This window comes from Flavobacterium lotistagni, assembly GCF_011392125.1.
In the GTDB taxonomy this organism is placed as follows: Bacteria; Bacteroidota; Bacteroidia; order Flavobacteriales; family Flavobacteriaceae; genus Flavobacterium; species Flavobacterium lotistagni.
Genome location: NZ_JAAJBU010000006.1, coordinates 71,181 through 88,774, shown reverse-complemented (window position 1 = coordinate 88,774; position 17,594 = coordinate 71,181). Strand labels below are relative to the sequence as shown.

Below are 17,594 nucleotides of genomic sequence, written 5' to 3'. Positions count from 1 at the left end.
AGCCGGGAACCTGCTATCCGCTACAAGTCCTCACTGGCGTTCCGGGCTTTTCACTTCTATCAGGGCTAGAGGTTCACCTGCTGCGAGACTTTGTATCTTTCTTCGTTGTTTTTGGTGCGCAGGATGATTTCACCTAGGAAACCGGCCAAGAACAATTGTGTACCGATAATCATGGTCGTGAGCGCTATGTAAAACCAAGGATTGTTCGTGACCAAATCATAAGGCAAGTCGTGGTACAAACGGTACAGTTTCGAAATTCCGATATACCCCGCAGCAAAAAATCCGATCACAAACATCAGCGAACCCATGGCTCCGAACAAATGCATCGGCCTTTTGCCAAAACGCGACAAAAACCAGATTGTAATCAAATCCAGAAAACCATTAATGAAGCGGTCCATGCCGAATTTCGTCTCGCCATATTTTCGCGCCTGGTGCCGCACGACTTTCTCGCCGATTTTTCCGAATCCGGCATTTTTAGCCAACACCGGAATATAACGGTGCATCTCGCCCGAAACCTCAATGTTTTTCACCACAATATTTTTATAAGCCTTGAGTCCGCAGTTGAAATCGTTGAGCTGCACACCCGAAGTACGCCGCGCCGCCCAGTTGAACAATTTCGACGGTAGGTTTTTGGCCACCACCGAATCGTAGCGTTTCTTTTTCCAACCCGAAACCAAGTCGAATCCACCTTGGTTGATCATCGCAATCAACTCCGGGATTTCTTCGGGGTTGTCCTGCAAATCGGCGTCCATAGTAATAATTACTTCGCCTTGGGCTTTGGCAAAACCGGCATGTAGCGCTTGGGATTTTCCAAAATTCTTCAGAAAACGAATGCCTTTGATATTAGGGTTTTGTTCTGAGAGTTTCTCGATGATGTTCCAAGAATTGTCTGTGCTGCCGTCGTCAATGAAAATCACTTCATAAGAATAATGATTTGCTTGCATGACCGAAACAATCCAGTTATGAAGTTCTTGCAAAGATTCTGCTTCGTTGAGCAGCGGAATGACGATAGATAAATTCATTAAATCTTATAGGCTTTGAGGGCGTTCTCTGCGAACAATCAGTGCGGTAATCAGACCAATGATGCTGTAAATAACCAGATTGAAAACAAATCCTTTGAGCTGTCCGAACACACCAAAAGAATCGGTCTTTTCCATTTCGCTTACAACATTGTTAATGTCTTGCGCACGGCCGCCAAATTTTTGCATCATTTCGACTGTCATTTTAATCACGTTATCCGAAATGATTTTCTTGGCTTCAGGATCGATAACGTTAAAAAGCAGAATGCTAAACAAAGTAGCGATAAAAAATCCGATGGCGATAGTTATAAGAAAACTCGTGAACGCTTCTTTGAAAGACATAAAACCGCCTAGTATTTTTTTATTGTTGATGGCCGAAACCACACCAAAGGCCACAATGATTAGCAAATTCAGAATACCATACCAAGGAGCAGTGAACAAATTTAGGTCGATGGCGTAAATTAACGTGGTGGCGACCACCATGAACAAGCCCAAAAACAGTCCGTATTTCATTGCGTTTTTTCTGAGAGTTTCCATAAAAATAACGGTTTTAAAAATTAAGTTACAAATATAACAATTCCCGATTCACGCGGCAGAAAATTCCTTGTAGAAGTTCCGATAAAAAAATGAAATAAAGATTTGGTAATTAAAAAATAGTTGTATTTTTGCGCACTCAAAATCAATAAGTAAAATAAAAAGTTATTTGGTGTTCAATACCTTTTAAAGTAAAAGCAGCAAGGCGCCGATAACCAAAACGAAAAATAAATTTACCATGAAAAAAGGAATCCACCCGGAAAATTACAGATTAGTAGCTTTCAAAGACATGTCAAACGACGATGTGTTCATTACTAAATCTACAGCAGAAACTAGAGAAACCATCATGCACGAAGGGGTTGAATATCCGGTAGTGAAAATGGAGATTTCAAGAACTTCTCACCCTTTTTACACAGGTAAATCTAAACTTATCGATACCGCTGGTCGTATTGACAAGTTCAAAACCAAATACGCTAAACACGGTAAATAATTTATTGGTGTTCGAAATTATAAAGAAGCCTTTCCTTTCCGGAAGGGCTTTTTTATTGGAAGTCACTTTGCCAAACGGATTTTTTTTTCAAACTTTGGCAAATAACCAAGCAACATCATGAACTACATACTTTTTGACGGCACGGTCCGCAACGCATTATTACCTTTTACGTTCACGCGACCGGTAGCCGATATCCGCATCGGGATTTTGACCATCCGCGAGAAATGGGAAAAATATTTAGGAACCACCACAACCACCTTGACCGAAGAATACCTTTCAGAGAAATTCCCCATGGTCGAAATGGAAGAAAACGTGATGATCAACGCGTCGTTTTTACCCAATGAAGTTTTATCCGAAATGGTGCGGAACCTTGAACCCAACCAAGCCATTTTTAAAGGCGAGGAAGTGATTGCGTTTTATACACAAGATACTCAAGAAGAAGTCGATTTTGATAGCTATGAAATTTTAGAATACAACAACGATTGCCTTTTCGTGGCGCATCCGTGGGATATTTTCTCTAAGAATGATGCAGCTTTGCGTGAAGATTTCGAACTGCTCACCGAAGACCGAACTTCACAACCCATTCCGAAAAGCGTCAACGTGATTTCGCCCGAAAATATTTTCATTGAAGAAGGCGCCAAACTCGAATTTGTTACTTTGAACGCTTCGACCGGCCCGATCTACATTGGCAAGAATACCGAAATTATGGAAGGTTCCGTAATCCGCGGCCCATTTGCGCTTTGCGAAGGCGCGCAGGTAAAATTGGCGACCAAAGTTTACGGAGCAACCACGGTTGGTCCAGAATGCCGTATCGGTGGCGAAGTCAACAACTCGGTGCTGTTTGGTTATTCCAATAAAGGCCATGACGGTTTTTTAGGGAATTCCGTATTGGGCGAATGGTGTAACATTGGTGCCGACAGCAACAACTCGAACCTGAAAAACAACTACGAGGAAGTCAAACTCTGGAGCTACGAAACCGAAAGCTTTGCCAAAACCGGCTTGCAATTCTGCGGTCTGATGATGGGCGATCACAGCAAATGTGGCATCAATACGATGTTCAACACCGGAACCGTTGTGGGCGTCAGCGCTAATATTTTTGGGGCTGGTTTTCCGCGCAATTTCGTACCGAGTTTTTCTTGGGGCGGCGCATCGGGCTTCACGACCTATATTACCAAAAAGGCTTTCGAGACTGCGAAGATCGTGATGTCGCGCAGACACGTAGATTTCGACGAAAAGGAAGCGAGAATCCTGGAACATGTATTTGAACTCACCAAAAAATACAGAAAAGAATAAAAACTTTGCGGCTTTGCGGGAAATTCTTTTTTTTTCTCGCAAAGACGCAAAGACGCAAAGACGAAGGAATACTAAATGGAAACGCCAGAATTGTAAAGCAGTTGTGGCTTTTTTTGTTTTTAGAAGCCGGGAACCTGCTATTCGCTATAGTCCTCGCTGCGCTGCGGGCTGCCGCTGCTATCAGGGCTAGGGCAGTGGCTGAACCGGACGTTCTATAATCAATTGAAAATTAGCCTTTAAAAATTCTTGAAGCTGTTTTTTCTAACCGATTATTGTGTGTATTTTTGCAGCCCGTTTCGGAAGGTGAAAGTACTCTCGAGAACAGGGGCCGCGTTAGGGATAGCAGTGGAAATCTTTTTTTGCGAAGATGTTGTTCTTCTTTGCAAGGATTTGGAAGCAAAAAAAATTGAAACGGATAGCCCGGCCGTCAGGCAACGCCCAACAAATGAAACCAATGGATAACAAGAAAAAAGTCGCTTTTTACACGCTCGGATGCAAACTGAATTTTTCAGAAACTTCGACCATTGCGCGCAGTTTTGACCAAGAAGGTTTTGACCGCGTCGATTTTGAAGAAGTGGCCGATATTTATGTCATCAACACTTGTTCGGTGACCGATAATGCCGACAAGCAGTTCAAGCAAGTGGTGCGTAAAGCGATGAAACTTAATGACAAGGCTTTTGTGGCGGCGGTGGGTTGTTATGCGCAACTCAAACCCGAAGAACTCGCAGCGGTAGACGGCGTCGATCTGGTTTTGGGCGCGACCGAAAAATTCAAGATTACCGATTACATCAACGATTTATCTAAGAATGATTTTGGCGAGGTGCATTCGTGCGAAATTCAGGAAGCCGATTTTTACGTGGGCAGTTACTCCATTGGCGATAGAACCCGTGCTTTTCTAAAGGTGCAGGATGGTTGCGATTATAAATGTACTTATTGCACGATTCCGCTCGCGCGTGGGATTTCGAGAAGCGATGCTTTGGAGAATGTCTTGAAAAACGCTTACGAGATTTCACAGCAGAATATCAAGGAAATTGTTTTGACCGGCGTCAACATCGGCGATTATGGCAAAGGCGAATTCGGTAATAAAAAGCACGAGCATACTTTTTTAGAACTCGTTCAGGCTTTGGATGCAGTAGAAGGTATCGAGCGACTCAGAATTTCCTCAATCGAGCCGAACCTTCTGAAAAACGAAACGATTGAATTCGTCTCAGAAAGCAGAACCTTTGTGCCGCATTTCCACATTCCTTTGCAAAGTGGCAGCAATGATATTCTAAAGAAAATGAAGCGCCGTTATTTGCGCGAAGTGTATACCGACCGCGTGGCGAAAATCCGCGAAGTGATGCCGCATGCCTGTATCGGTGTAGACGTTATCGTAGGTTTTCCGGGCGAAACCGACGAACATTTTCTGGAAACTTACCACTTTTTGAACGATTTGGATATTTCGTATTTGCACGTGTTTACCTATTCAGAACGCGACAATACTGAAGCGGCTTTACTGCCCGATGTAGTTCCTAGTAACGTACGCGCCAAACGCAGTAAAATGCTCAGGGGTTTGTCGGTCAAGAAACGCCGCGCTTTTTACGAAAGCCAACTCGGCACCACCAGAACGGTGTTGTTCGAAGGCGAAAACAAAGAAGGCTACATTCATGGGTTTACAGAAAATTACGTCAAGGTAAAAACACCATGGAACCCGGAATTGGTTAATACTTTACACGAAATTCAACTCACGCATATTGACGACGATGGTTGTGTTCGTTTTGAAAGAGCTACAATAAAAATCTGATTTTTACCTCTTCAATAATTTATCCTTCAGAATCAGGCCTAGAATTTCTTCTTTATTGTTGCGGCTGAAATTGACTTGATACTGGTTAATCCTAATTGTATTGCCTTCTATGGTGTTGATTTTGGCAATGGGTACCAAATACGATTTGTGTACCTTGACAAACTGGTCTGCCGGAAGCTGGTTTTCAACACTTTTCAGAGTCAGGTAGCTAATGTATTTCCGGTCAGCGGTTTGAATAATCACATAATTTTCCATCGCTTGTACGAAAAGAATATCATTGTAGAAAATTTTTTCGATTTTGTTTTCACAGCGCAGGAAGAGAAAGTCGTCTTTTAGCTGTAGTGCGGTTTCATTTCCCGGAGCGGTTTTTGACGAAACCTTTTGCACCGCTGTCAGGAAACGTTCGAACGAGAACGGTTTGAGTAGGTAATCTGTTACATTGAGCTCGAAACCTTCAACGGCATGGTGTGCGTATGCAGTAGTGATGATGACCGCCGGTGGATGGCTCAGGGTTTTCAAAAAGGTGATCCCTGAAATTTCGGGCATTCTGATGTCGAGAAAAATCAAATCGATTTGTTCGGTTTTGAGTACCTTCAGTGCTAATAGCGGATTAGAAAAACTGCCGATAAGTATTAAAGAATCAATCCTGTCGATATAACCCTTGAGGCCCTCGCGTGCAATGCGTTCGTCTTCAATGATGAGGCAATTTAGTTTCATGTCAGTTGTATTTTGAGGTTGACCACAAATTGATCGCCGACTCCACCAATAACCAAACTATGGTTATCAGGACACAAAATGGCGAGCCGTCGTTTGACATTGGCAATGCCCAGCCCACTCGAATGGGTTTCAATTTTGGGTTCGGGGTTAAAAGTGTTTTTGATTTCAAATTCCAGTAGATTTTCCTCAGTAAGACCCAGATCAATGTGAATGTAATTCAATCGGTCGGTATAGTGAGAGACATATTTAAAGGCATTTTCCACGAAAGGAATCAGTAGTAAAGGCGGCAGCAAGTGATTTTTTTCTAACGATGCTCTCTCAAAGTGCACTTCAACATTTTCGCAGTTCCTCATTTTCTCGATTTCGATATAATCATTTAAAAAGTCGATCTCCTGAGCCAGACTGATCTGATCTGACGAACATTCATAAAGCTGGTAACGCAAAAGGGAAGAAAACCTGAGCATTACCTCTTTGGCCTGGCCAAGGTCTTTGTCCATCAGGAAATAAATGCTATTAATCGCATTGAACATAAAATGTGGGTTGATCTGTGATTTGAGAAAATTAAGTTCGTATTGCAATCTTTCTTTTTCGATTCGCTGGTTTTGCTGCTCTTTATTTATGTAGTGCTCAATCAGAATAATAATCGTGAATAAAATCGTCACCGTGAGATGAGTCATGGTGTGCGCAATCCAGTTGATGAGTTCGGATTTCACCACAAAACCGGGCTCCACGCTTCTAATATAAAATATTGACAGATAATTATTGAGCCCAGCCGTCAAAATGCAAACTACTACGGCGGTCACAAAAAATAGCAAATACCTTTTTTTGAAATACAGCCTTGGAATGAGCCCATAAATAACCAGATATACGGTAAGTATTTGCAAGGAAATATCTTTAACAAGGTCGAATTTATTGAAGTGGTAATTGGCGCCACGGCTCAGAACCAACTTATGCCACAAATCCCAACCGGCATAGAGCCAGTAAAATATATGAATGACTTTGTACCTTTTAAGGAAGAAATAAAAATTTTTCATCAGTGCTTTCTCTGTGGTAAATTTAAGATTTTAGGCAGACCGAAAACCCGTGCGGTAAAAATACTTGACCATTGGTTGCTTTGTCTTGACCAACTTGCATCCGTTTATCCAAAACAAAACCAAAAGCCGAAAACGCATTTTTATCAAGCTAATTTGCAGTTATACGTAATAGTTTTGGCAATTGCACGGCTTCGGATATAATTTTGGATAAGAAACTAAAAAAAAGGAGTCATGAAAAAACAATTACTATTAATATTTTTGCTGGTTACAGCGATTTTATTTGCACAAAATCCAGTAGGAAGCGTGGGACGTTTCTATGGGCTGGGTAATGGCAGTAACGGACGGGCTATTTACGCGATGACTAAAAATGCCAGTTCAATTACTTACGACGGAGTATATGTTACCGGAGTTCCGTCAACCTATTCTTTGGCAATCGCCGATTTGGGCGATGGAAACCGTTTTTATTCCAATACGTATGATTTCGTCAATAACAGTGGAAGTATTCTCAAATACAACGGTAGCAGCTGGGAAACAGTCACCGATGGAGTTCCGATTTTTTATAATGCTTCGGGGTATCGCAACTATCTTTATTTTCATTCCACAAGGCTAAACAATACGACCGAAAACCGTATTTCCAGATTTGACGGAGCCGAGTTGACCACGCTTTGGGAAGATCAGTCGGTGTATTCGCCAGTAGCCGACATAGCTATAGACGATTTGGGAAATGTGTATTTTTTTACTGGACCGACACCCTATGATGTAGATACACTTAATATCATGTCTCCAAGTGGCGTGATGCTCCAGCAACTGACGATCAACTTCGAAGGGCTTTGTGGCTACGGAATGAATTTCGTTGACGACAAACTCTATCTGACTTTCTGTGATGCCAATAGCACTTTTCCTAATAAGATGGTTTCGCTGGATTTGTCTGCTACGGAAGCGAGTTTCGGAGCTTCGCTAACCGTTCCGCAACCGGTCGTCGGAACCACTACCAACGGTCAGATTCTGCTAGCGATGATTGATATCGCATCCTGCACTTCCGCTAAATCGCTATTAGGTAATGAAGGTTTTACTGAACAAGAGGGCTTCGAGATTTTCACCACAGGAGAGCAACTATTGGTTCATAGTATAATTTCTGCTGATCTAACGATTTTGAACCTTAGTGGAGAAACTTTGTATCAAAGCCGGTTAAGTGGTAATAGCGAGGAAAGTATCGATTTATCAGCCTTCTCCAGCGGCCTTTATTTTATTAAGGCCATCAGTAATAATCAGATAATCATTAGGAAATTTATTAAATCCTGAATAAAATTTTCAGTACTTTGAATGAAACCGAATTTTCGTCGTTCTAAAAACCGCCACACCATATTGCTCCACAAATTCATAAGTATGCCGTTTGGGTTGTTTGAAATCAATAATCCTAGCGGCCGAAATCTCGTAATACATTTTCTCGCCTTCCATCATAAAACGTTCGCCTTGTTTGCGGTAAGCCGAGCGCACGAGTTCGAATTCGCACATATTCCAAGTAGCCGCATTCGCATCAGAATCTGGCGTATCGATGTGCAAACCTTCAGTAATCTCGGTTTTGCAGCCGTAATATTTATCGATGCTCTCGAAAAACAAAATTACTTTCTCACGGTTCTCTGTTGAAATCATGGTTTAAAGATAGTTTTTTATTTTTTTCTGGGCGTTGCCTATCGGCCAGGCTGTTCGCGCTACACGGTAGCTTGCTGCCATCCTTAACGCAATATTTTGCCCGAAATGTTGTCTGGGTTTAAGGAAGAACCAAACGCAAAAAAGGCCCCGAAATTGGAGCCTTGACTAATTTGCTGTATCGTTAGATTTTGATTCCTGGCGGCAGTAAATCCTTGTAAAGCGTATTTTTTCTGAAGAACATCGCAATTTTCGGCAAAATCGGAACGACTCTTAACTTGCGCTCGTAGGCAATATTCATGATGTTTTTTAGTAATTCGTTAATCAGTTCCTCGTCATTAAATCCGTCTGGCGTATTGATCTTGGTCAGGAATATTTTTTTCTCTTGAAACGAATATTCTACTGAAATCAAACCTTCGGAAACGATGGTCTCAAATTGTCTGGCAAAAGCATTGTCTTTGATTTCCATTGTGATTGCTGCTTCCATAACTTCAAAGTATTGTAATTAAATTTTGGTTTTTCATTCTGGGAATGAGCCTACAAAGGTAAAACATAATTGTCGAAAACCAACGCACTATAAGGTTTAATTGCCACGTTATTAGTGTGTATTACGGTTTTAATTCTCAACAGATTCCGTTACATTTATCACCTGATTTCAATTCCTGCCCAAAAATGGATAGCACGCCAAAAATTCCAGTTTATTTCATGCCCGGCCTAGCAGCAAGTTCGGCTATTTTTGAGAGAATTCAATTGCCTACTGAGCTGTTTGAAATGCACTTGTTGGAATGGAAAATTCCTTTACCACAAGAAACGCTTTCGCAGTATGCACAAAGAATGGCTCTAGAAGTCCAAGCTGATTCGCCGGTTTTAATTGGTGTTTCCTTTGGCGGTGTGCTGGTGCAAGAAATGGCTGCTTTTCTGAGTCCGAGGAAAGTAATTATTATTTCCAGTGTGAAAACCCAAGACGAAATTCCGCTGCACATGAGAATCGCACGAAATACTAAAGCCTACAAACTCATTCCGACCAAGTTGTTGCAGCATATTGAGGTTTTGAATAAGTTTTCTTTTGGCGCGGTCATCCAACAAAGATTGAAGCTCTATGAGAAGTATTTATCGGTACGCGACAAAGCCTATCTGGAATGGGCCATCGAACAAATGCTGCTATGGAACCGTGCTGAAGCCGACCCAAGAGTAATTCACATTCACGGTGATGCAGATGAAGTTTTTCCGAAGAAATACCTTCGCAATTATATTCCGGTCAAGGGCGGAACTCACATCATGATTCTAAGCAAATACCGTTGGCTCAACGAAAACTTGCCTAAAATTATCCTTAGTGAGGATTCTTAAGATTGGCTAAATTTTGTAAGTTTACCAGAATTAAAAACGAAGACGATGAACTGGATTAAAAGACTTTCGATAGTGTTGGCGGTATTAGTGGTAAGCGGGGCACTCGTTTATGGTATCTCAACAGAAAACAAAAACAAAATCACCCGCGAAGGTACTAAGTTCTATTTCCCAACACAGATTGATTTTGCGGGTGAAGTTGCGCCGTTGCAGGTTTCAGATGTGCGCGAACGCCTCGACCGCGAGTTGCTCATCAATGCGAACTTAGACGCGACCACGTTGTTAATTATCAAACGGGCCAACCGTGCTTTTCCGATCATAGAACCGATTCTTGCCAAGTACGGTGTTCCCGATGATTTCAAATACCTGGCAGTAATTGAAAGCGGTTTGGTTAATGCGGTTTCTCCGGCAGGTGCTCGTGGAGTTTGGCAATTTATGCCGGTAACAGCTAAAGAAAAAGGAATGGAAGTCAATGATTTTGTAGATGAGCGTTATCATCTTGAAAAGTCTACTGAGGCGGCTTGTAAATACCTGCTCGAGGCCAAAGCGCGTTTCGGCAACTGGACATTGGCTGCAGCTTCCTACAATGGCGGCATGACCGGTGTGAACAAACAAATCGAAATGCAACAAGTTACTAACTACTATGACTTGTTGCTCAACGATGAAACTTCGCGTTACGTTTTTCGGATTCTGGCTTTAAAAGAAATTATGAAAGATCCGGCCAAGTATGGTTTCATGGTGGATGCGAATGATTTATACCACAACTTGCCTTCAAAAGTGATTACTGTTGATACGACTATCAATGACTTGGCTTCGTTTGCCAAAGCGCAAGGCATCAATTACAAGATTCTTAAAATTCACAATCCTTGGTTGCGCGATAAAAAACTCATTAACGTCAATCGCAAGAAATACGAAATCCAAATTCCTCTGAGCGGCTATTGATTTTCAGAAATCCAAGAAAGCAAAAAGCCATCAATCTAGTTTAGTTTTGATGGCTTTTTTATGAAAGGTTTGGACTCGTTACTCAATTGCGGCCAGTTTTCCCGGCACGGTGTTTTGATTTTGAATTAAACTCACCACACGGTCATTGAAGGTGTTGTAATTCAAATCGAAGGCTTTTTTAAAGGCAGTTTTTGGTGGAATTGCGATACCGCCACGTTTGATATCCACCACTTCTAAGTCTTTGTTAAGTAAGTAAGAAGTTGGGAAACCCAAGTAATGTTTCAAGGTAGCGACCACATTTTGGTCATTTTTGTAGGCTTCGTTTGCATAACACACTTTGATGTGGTTGTTGAACTGGCGCGCTAATTTTTTCACATCGCTCTTGACATCCCAAAACACGACAATAATCTGAACCTCGTCATCATACTTTCTGGCCAGCTTGTTTAGCGCAGGAATTTCTCCTTTGTTGATCACACACCATGAAGCATAAGTAATGATGAATACCGGTTTTTTGATTTTGCTCAGTTTTACCTTGCGACTGTTAACACTTTTAAACGAGTAATCGTCAAATCGGGAGCCGACCAAGTGGTTTTGCACGAGCGAATCAAACAACGCATTGCCGCGCTCGATGTTGCCTTTCTCGAATTCAATGTCAGTTTTGGAATTGTACTTTTTGATGTTACTCTTGATGGCGTCTGTGAAAGAGACTACAGCGTCTTGGCTATAGCAAGAAATACTCGCAGTGAAAAACAGAAGTGTAAAAATTAATCGCATAACTTGACTATTACAGATTAATAATGGCCAAATTTAACGCATTTCATCGGACATAAAAAAGTTTTCAACAAGAAAATTTTAATAACTTGTTGAAAAAATGTTTATAAACCTAAAATTTTTATAAAAAAATACGCCGATCCACAAACTCAAATCTGCAAATCGGCGGGTGTATTTTGTAATTGAAAAAACTACATTTTTTTCATCTGCTCTTTCATCATGGCAATCTGGTCTTTGAGCATTCCTTGTTTGTCTAGTTTTTTGGCTTCGTTGAGCAAGTTGGTCGCTTCTAGTTTTCTTCTTCGGGTAAGCGCCACGCCAGCTAAGTTGAGTTTGGCTACGGCTAAATCCATGTCCATGTTGAGGCCGAGTTCCACAGCTTTCTTGAAATATTTCTCAGCTTGGGTCAAATTGGTTTGTGAGAGCATGATGCCGTGCAGGTAATTGTAGTAACCTTGCTGCTTTCTCACCAGTGCAGTTTCTGGGTTTTTGATGTAAGCCAACCATTTCTGGGCTCCGGTAAAATCTTGTTTTCGCAACCTGAGAAACGCCAATAAAATAAATTCGTTTTTATAATAAAGTAAAACCGGGATCAGCGACAATAAAATCAAAAAAATCCCATTGCCGATGTAGCCTTCAGTAAACTGCCAGATGGCGGTAGCGAAGATGAGTCCGGCGAAAATCAATTTAAAAATTCTGTGAAACATAAGGTGTGTTTTAAGCGTGGCCAAAGATAGTAAAAGATTTCAAAATATTTTTTCAAAAGCACTTGCCAGAAAAAAAACACTTTGTATATTTGCACTCGGTTTTTAGGGCACCTAAGCCGCTCGGTATTCAATAAAGATTTAAAAATATAAAGCAATGAGCAAAAGAACGTTTCAACCATCGAAAAGAAAAAGAAGAAATAAGCACGGATTTATGGACAGAATGGCTTCTGCTAATGGTAGAAAAGTATTGGCTCGTCGTCGCGCTAAAGGCCGTCACAAACTGACTGTTTCCTGCGAACCAAGACACAAAAAATAATGATTCACTGTCATTTATATCAAGGCGTTACTTTTTTAGTAGCGCCTTTTTTTATATCTTGACGGGAAATATATTGAAATTTTTTCGGGAGCTGATACCCGCTTTTCGTTGCAATCTTTTGCGCCTGAAGCCAATAGCAAACCAAGGAAATTTCCTGAGCGCAAAAGGATTTCCACTGCAATCGGGGCTAGGGCTGCCGGCTACACAGAACGCAACTTATAACATACAACCTACAACTAAAAATAACTAACTACAATGCCAAAAGACAACTCCATCAAATCTGTTCTTATTATCGGTTCCGGCCCAATTGTCATCGGGCAAGCTTGCGAATTCGATTATGCCGGTTCCCAAGCCGCACGTTCTATCCGCGAAGAAGGCATCGAAGTCATCCTGATCAACTCGAACCCGGCGACCATCATGACCGATCCTTCGATGGCAGACCATGTTTACCTCAAACCACTCACGACCAAATCCATCATAGAAATCCTCAAAGCGCATCCTCAGATTGATGCCGTACTTCCCACCATGGGCGGGCAAACCGCGCTGAACCTTTGCTTGGAAGCCGACGAGAAAGGCATTTGGGAAGATTTTGGTGTTCGTTTAATAGGTGTCGATGTCAACGCCATCAACATCACTGAAGACCGCGAGCAGTTCAAACAATTATTAGAAAAAATCGGTGTTGGCGCAGCACCAGCCAAAACCGCCAATTCCTTCCTCAAAGGAAAAGAAATCGCTCAGGAATTCGGTTTTCCACTCGTCATCCGTCCGTCGTTTACGCTCGGTGGCACCGGAGCTGCTTTCGTCCACAAAAAAGAAGACTTCGACGATTTGCTCACGCGCGGCCTTGAAGCTTCACCTATTCACGAGGTATTAATAGACAAAGCCTTACTCGGTTGGAAAGAATACGAACTCGAACTCTTGCGCGACAAAAATGACAACGTGGTCATCATCTGCTCGATCGAAAACATGGATCCGATGGGCATTCACACCGGCGATTCAATCACAGTAGCGCCGGCCATGACTTTGTCTGATACGACTTTCCAGAAAATGCGCGACATGGCCATATTAATGATGCGCTCGATTGGGAATTTTGCGGGCGGTTGTAACGTGCAATTTGCCGTTTCACCGGATGATAAAGAAGATATCGTCGCTATTGAAATCAATCCGCGAGTGTCGCGATCATCAGCTTTGGCTTCAAAAGCAACGGGTTATCCGATTGCCAAAATCGCTTCCAAACTTGCTTTGGGTTACCATTTGGATGAACTCCAAAACCAAATCACCAAATCGACTTCGGCACTTTTCGAACCGACTTTAGATTACGTGATTGTCAAAATCCCGCGCTGGAATTTCGACAAATTCGAAGGCTCAGACAGAACTTTAGGCTTGCAGATGAAATCGGTCGGCGAGGTTATGGGTATCGGTCGTTCGTTCCAGGAAGCATTGCACAAAGCAACCCAGTCACTCGAAATCAAACGCAACGGAATTGGCGCCGACGGAAAAGGCTACAAGAACTACGAACAAATCATTGAAAAGCTTACGCACGCCAGTTGGGACCGCGTTTTCGTCATTTACGACGCCATCCAGATGGGCATTCCTTTGTCAAGAATCCACGAGATCACCAAAATCGATATGTGGTTTTTGAAGCAATATGAGGAACTCTATTTAATCGAAAAGGAGATTTCAAAGTTTACCATTGACACTTTGCCAAAAGAATTGTTGCTCGAAGCCAAACAGAAAGGCTACGGCGACCGTCAAATTGCGCACATGCTCGGCTGTTTGGAAAGTCAGGTTTATAAACTCCGTGAGCAGCAAAATATTAAACGGGTTTACAAATTGGTCGATACTTGTGCTGCAGAGTTCAAAGCGCAAACTCCTTATTACTATTCCACCTTTGAAGCCGATATTGAAACAGCTGATGGCAAGCGATACGTGGCCAACGAAAGCATCGTCACCGACAAGAAAAAAGTGGTGGTTTTAGGTTCCGGCCCGAATCGAATCGGGCAGGGCATTGAGTTCGATTATTCCTGCGTTCACGGTGTTTTAGCTGCTAAAGAAGCCGGTTACGAAACCATCATGATCAACTGCAATCCCGAAACGGTTTCCACTGATTTTGATACGGCCGATAAGCTTTACTTCGAACCTGTTTTCTGGGAACACATCTACGATATTATCCGCCACGAACAACCCGAAGGCGTGATTGTGCAACTCGGCGGACAAACTGCTTTGAAACTGGCAGAAAAATTAGACCGTTACGGCATCAAAATATTGGGCACTTCTTTCGATGCGCTCGATTTAGCCGAAGACCGCGGAAGATTTTCGGAATTGCTCGAAGAACTTAAAATTCCGTTCCCGAAATTCGGTGTGGCTGAAAATGCGGACCAAGCCTCAGCCCTAGCCGATGTTTTGGATTTTCCGTTATTGGTTCGTCCGTCTTACGTTTTGGGTGGCCAAGGCATGAAGATCGTCATCAATAAGCAAGAATTAGAAGAACACGTCATTGATTTATTGCGCAATATTCCCGGAAACAAATTGTTACTCGATCATTATCTCGACGGAGCTATTGAAGCCGAAGCCGATGCAATTTGTGACGGCGAGAACGTTTATATCATCGGTATCATGGAACACATCGAACCTTGCGGGATTCACTCGGGCGATTCTAACGCAACTTTGCCACCGTTCAATTTGGGCGAATTTGTGATGCAACAAATCAAAGACCACACGAAGAAAATCGCTTTAGCACTGAAAACCGTTGGCTTGATTAACATTCAGTTTGCTATCAAAGACGATACGGTGTACATCATCGAAGCCAATCCGCGCGCTTCGCGAACAGTGCCGTTTATTGCCAAAGCTTATGGTGAACCGTATGTGAATTACGCGACGAAAATCATGCTCGGTAAAAACAAAGTCACAGATTTTAAATTCAATCCGCAACTCAAGGGTTACGCAATCAAGCAGCCGGTATTTTCGTTTAGTAAATTCCACAACGTGAACAAGGCGCTCGGCCCAGAAATGAAATCAACCGGTGAGAGTATTTTATTCATTGACGATCTCAAAGATGACCAATTCTACGAGTTGTATTCCAGACGAAAAATGTACTTGAGTAAATAGTTAGATTTTCTAGTTGTTCAGGCTTTGAAATGGGATTGCCCTTTATCCAATCGGAACTAGGCATTTCACATAAAATCCGTGCAGAATTGTCATCTTTTACCATTTTTAATTTTTAACGAAAGTCTGAGGAAATGCCACGCCATTGATTTTTACCAGAACAATATAGGTTCCGGCTGAAAGATTTTCGACAGTCAGGTTTTCTTCAAATTTCCCTGAATTGGTTTTTTTGTTGATTTCGCTAATGGTTTTCCCGTCGAGGTTGATAATAGCAACAGACAAATCTGCGGCTTGATCTAAATCAAAAGCCAAATGAAGTTGCGACTGAACCGGATTTGGGAATAAAGTATAAGCTATTTTAGTATTTACTGCATGCGTTTCAATACCCAAACTAGATTTATTGATGGTCCAGTTGACCGTACTGACGTGAATTGTAGTATGATTGTCTACCCGAACCATTGTTGTTGGGTCAGTAACTGTTGCCGTAAGAGAATGCAGTCCGTCAGACAAAGTAGCGGGATTGATTTGATAGCTATCCAAGTTGGTATCGAAAACGCTCGAATCCAATTGCCATTGAATATGCAAGGTGTTGGGAATCGGTCGCAGCAGTTCAGTTAGTTGGAAATTGATGGGCTCTGAAGCGGTATTGACTGTCGATGAATTCTCAGGCGAATAACTCACAATCGGGTTGACTAGCGCATGAATTTTCTCTATAATACCTTCTTTACAGACGTTGCAATACGGCAAGTTTAGCTGTTCCATTTTACAAGTATTGTTGGTCGGTTTGTACCATAAATTTGAATTCCCGCCACAACAATAATTATGGATGCCAGTGGTTCCGGTGCCAACCCAGTTTTTCCATTTGATCAGTGTTGGGTCAGATTCTTGGGTCATGTTGATTTTCTCGGCAAAATACTGATCGCCGGCGTAATATTCATCGGCTAAACCTGCAAACGTATGCCCAATTTCGTGGGCCGCAATTTCACTTGAAGCTGCATTGGCAGTAAATACAGCATAAGTTCCGCCACTGCCACCATATTGAGGCGTGTTTCCCACTATAAAAACTAAATCATAATTCGGGAAATTGTTAGCCAAAACAATTCCGACTCTTGCACCGTTTGATACAATAGTCAGTCGGTGGATGCCAAAACCGTCGAATCGGGCACCAAAATAATTGATTGGGTTGGAAACTTCGGTAAAATAGGATGCACAATCACTAGCTGTGTTAGCATGTTTGACACCTGATTCCGGAGAAATGACCTTAATTGCATAGACGTTGAAATAGTTTTTATACTGCGCCCAGGGTGAAATTGAAAATAGATAACTGGTAATATCACTTGCGGTATCAATAAAATCTTCTTGTTGGTCGGCAGTGTAGCCATCGCCCATGATCACGAGATTCAAACATTTATTCGGGTCGCCACTGTTTTGAATTTGTACCACATCAAAAACTTGAGCTTGCAGGGCTGTCAAGGTGATTAAAAAGCAAAACAAAGTTGCTATTTTCTTCATGGTGTGATGGTAAAGGTTTGCCATTGGTTAGAAGTTTTGTGGTTGATAGTTTCTATAATTTTGATTTTGGTGATGCCTTTTTTCTGGAGTCGGATAAAAAACTCAGCTTCATCAAGCTTTACGGCTTGGGTGCTGAATTGGTTGTTTTCGTTCAGGTATTCAACGTTTTTCAGTAATGGATGTTCTATGCGTCGGGTGTCAGTGCGTTTTTCGTCTTGAAAAATTTCTACAATTAGATAGTTTCCTGAATCAATAGGGCGAACTATTTCCGGTTTCATTTTTCCTTTTCCGATGCTGGTCGAGGTCATCATGAGTGCATTTCCTGAATCTTTTTTTGTCATTTTGAACATAACGAAAAGAATTTCATCAATAGGTTT

18 protein-coding genes are annotated in these 17,594 nt (G+C 42.0%); 8 read left to right on the top strand and 10 right to left on the bottom strand.

The window, feature by feature from the left end; all coding sequences use genetic code 11:
- Window positions 1-65: 65 nt before the first annotated feature.
- Both G4D82_RS08665 and G4D82_RS08660 read right to left on the bottom strand, forming a co-directional pair.
- On the bottom strand, window positions 66-1,022 hold the full coding sequence (locus tag G4D82_RS08665; RefSeq protein WP_166336672.1) for a glycosyltransferase family 2 protein: 957 nt from the start codon (window positions 1,020-1,022) through the stop codon (window positions 66-68).
- A 6-nt stretch (window positions 1,023-1,028) separates the two neighbouring features.
- On the bottom strand, window positions 1,029-1,556 hold the full coding sequence (locus tag G4D82_RS08660; RefSeq protein WP_166336670.1) for a DUF4199 domain-containing protein: 528 nt from the start codon (window positions 1,554-1,556) through the stop codon (window positions 1,029-1,031).
- 235 nt (window positions 1,557-1,791) lie between these two features.
- Between G4D82_RS08660 and G4D82_RS08655 the strand changes: the two genes are divergently transcribed.
- From G4D82_RS08655 to mtaB, 3 genes are all read left to right on the top strand, one after another.
- On the top strand, window positions 1,792-2,043 hold the full coding sequence (locus G4D82_RS08655) for a type B 50S ribosomal protein L31 (RefSeq protein WP_166336668.1): 252 nt from the start codon (window positions 1,792-1,794) through the stop codon (window positions 2,041-2,043).
- A gap of 117 nt (window positions 2,044-2,160) precedes the next feature.
- Window positions 2,161-3,336: a GlmU family protein gene (locus G4D82_RS08650; RefSeq protein WP_166336666.1), complete on the top strand. Its 1,176-nt coding sequence runs from the start codon at window positions 2,161-2,163 to the stop codon at window positions 3,334-3,336.
- Between the two features lie 454 nt (window positions 3,337-3,790).
- Window positions 3,791-5,119 carry a tRNA (N(6)-L-threonylcarbamoyladenosine(37)-C(2))-methylthiotransferase MtaB gene (mtaB, locus tag G4D82_RS08645; protein ID WP_166336663.1) on the top strand — a complete coding sequence of 443 codons (1,329 nt, stop codon included), beginning with the start codon at window positions 3,791-3,793 and terminating at the stop codon, window positions 5,117-5,119.
- Between the two features lie 3 nt (window positions 5,120-5,122).
- Here the strand turns inward: mtaB and G4D82_RS08640 are convergent, their stop codons facing one another.
- Both G4D82_RS08640 and G4D82_RS08635 read right to left on the bottom strand, forming a co-directional pair.
- On the bottom strand, window positions 5,123-5,836 hold the full coding sequence (locus G4D82_RS08640; protein ID WP_166336661.1) for a LytR/AlgR family response regulator transcription factor: 714 nt from the start codon (window positions 5,834-5,836) through the stop codon (window positions 5,123-5,125).
- A complete protein-coding gene (locus G4D82_RS08635) occupies window positions 5,833-6,870 on the bottom strand; it encodes a sensor histidine kinase (RefSeq protein ID WP_166336659.1) in 1,038 nt (345 codons plus the stop codon). The genes G4D82_RS08640 and G4D82_RS08635 overlap by 4 nt, the downstream gene beginning before the upstream one ends.
- 231 nt (window positions 6,871-7,101) lie before the next feature.
- On the opposite strand from G4D82_RS08635, the gene G4D82_RS08630 reads away from it, so the two are divergent.
- The gene (locus G4D82_RS08630) at window positions 7,102-8,172 is read left to right on the top strand and encodes a T9SS type A sorting domain-containing protein (protein ID WP_166336657.1); all 1,071 of its coding nucleotides are present in this window, start codon (window positions 7,102-7,104) and stop codon (window positions 8,170-8,172) included.
- Between the two features lie 9 nt (window positions 8,173-8,181).
- Here G4D82_RS08630 and G4D82_RS08625 read toward each other — a convergent pair whose 3' ends face one another.
- Both G4D82_RS08625 and G4D82_RS08620 read right to left on the bottom strand, forming a co-directional pair.
- Window positions 8,182-8,523 carry a hypothetical protein gene (locus G4D82_RS08625; RefSeq protein ID WP_166336655.1) on the bottom strand — a complete coding sequence of 114 codons (342 nt, stop codon included), beginning with the start codon at window positions 8,521-8,523 and terminating at the stop codon, window positions 8,182-8,184.
- Window positions 8,524-8,704: 181 nt separating this feature from the next.
- Window positions 8,705-8,989, bottom strand: coding sequence for a GNAT family N-acetyltransferase (locus G4D82_RS08620; RefSeq protein WP_166336792.1), 285 nt, complete (start codon window positions 8,987-8,989; stop codon window positions 8,705-8,707).
- 203 nt (window positions 8,990-9,192) lie between these two features.
- Between G4D82_RS08620 and G4D82_RS08615 the strand changes: the two genes are divergently transcribed.
- Both G4D82_RS08615 and G4D82_RS08610 read left to right on the top strand, forming a co-directional pair.
- Window positions 9,193-9,867 (top strand): alpha/beta hydrolase, encoded by a 675-nt coding sequence (locus G4D82_RS08615; protein ID WP_235924324.1) that lies wholly within the window; start codon window positions 9,193-9,195, stop codon window positions 9,865-9,867.
- A 45-nt stretch (window positions 9,868-9,912) separates the two neighbouring features.
- The gene (locus G4D82_RS08610; RefSeq protein WP_166336653.1) at window positions 9,913-10,806 is read left to right on the top strand and encodes a lytic transglycosylase domain-containing protein; all 894 of its coding nucleotides are present in this window, start codon (window positions 9,913-9,915) and stop codon (window positions 10,804-10,806) included.
- Window positions 10,807-10,884: 78 nt separating this feature from the next.
- Here the strand turns inward: G4D82_RS08610 and G4D82_RS08605 are convergent, their stop codons facing one another.
- Window positions 10,885-11,580, bottom strand: a complete 696-nt coding sequence (locus G4D82_RS08605) for a TlpA family protein disulfide reductase (RefSeq protein WP_166336651.1) — start codon at window positions 11,578-11,580, stop codon at window positions 10,885-10,887.
- Window positions 11,581-11,768: 188 nt separating this feature from the next.
- A complete protein-coding gene (locus G4D82_RS08600; RefSeq protein ID WP_166336649.1) occupies window positions 11,769-12,284 on the bottom strand; it encodes a DUF2892 domain-containing protein in 516 nt (171 codons plus the stop codon).
- A 154-nt stretch (window positions 12,285-12,438) separates the two neighbouring features.
- Between G4D82_RS08600 and rpmH the strand changes: the two genes are divergently transcribed.
- Both rpmH and carB read left to right on the top strand, forming a co-directional pair.
- Window positions 12,439-12,600 carry a 50S ribosomal protein L34 gene (rpmH, locus tag G4D82_RS08595; RefSeq protein WP_007136275.1) on the top strand — a complete coding sequence of 54 codons (162 nt, stop codon included), beginning with the start codon at window positions 12,439-12,441 and terminating at the stop codon, window positions 12,598-12,600.
- Between the two features lie 255 nt (window positions 12,601-12,855).
- Window positions 12,856-15,708 (top strand): carbamoyl-phosphate synthase large subunit, encoded by a 2,853-nt coding sequence (carB, locus tag G4D82_RS08590; RefSeq protein WP_166336647.1) that lies wholly within the window; start codon window positions 12,856-12,858, stop codon window positions 15,706-15,708.
- A gap of 105 nt (window positions 15,709-15,813) precedes the next feature.
- On the opposite strand, the gene G4D82_RS08585 is transcribed toward carB, so the two are convergent.
- Complete coding sequence (locus G4D82_RS08585) at window positions 15,814-17,241, bottom strand: M64 family metallopeptidase (RefSeq protein ID WP_166336645.1); 1,428 nt, start codon at window positions 17,239-17,241, stop codon at window positions 15,814-15,816.
- Window positions 17,214-17,558 (bottom strand): hypothetical protein, encoded by a 345-nt coding sequence (locus tag G4D82_RS08580; protein WP_166336643.1) that lies wholly within the window; start codon window positions 17,556-17,558, stop codon window positions 17,214-17,216. The genes G4D82_RS08585 and G4D82_RS08580 overlap by 28 nt, the downstream gene beginning before the upstream one ends.
- Window positions 17,559-17,594: the final 36 nt, after the last annotated feature.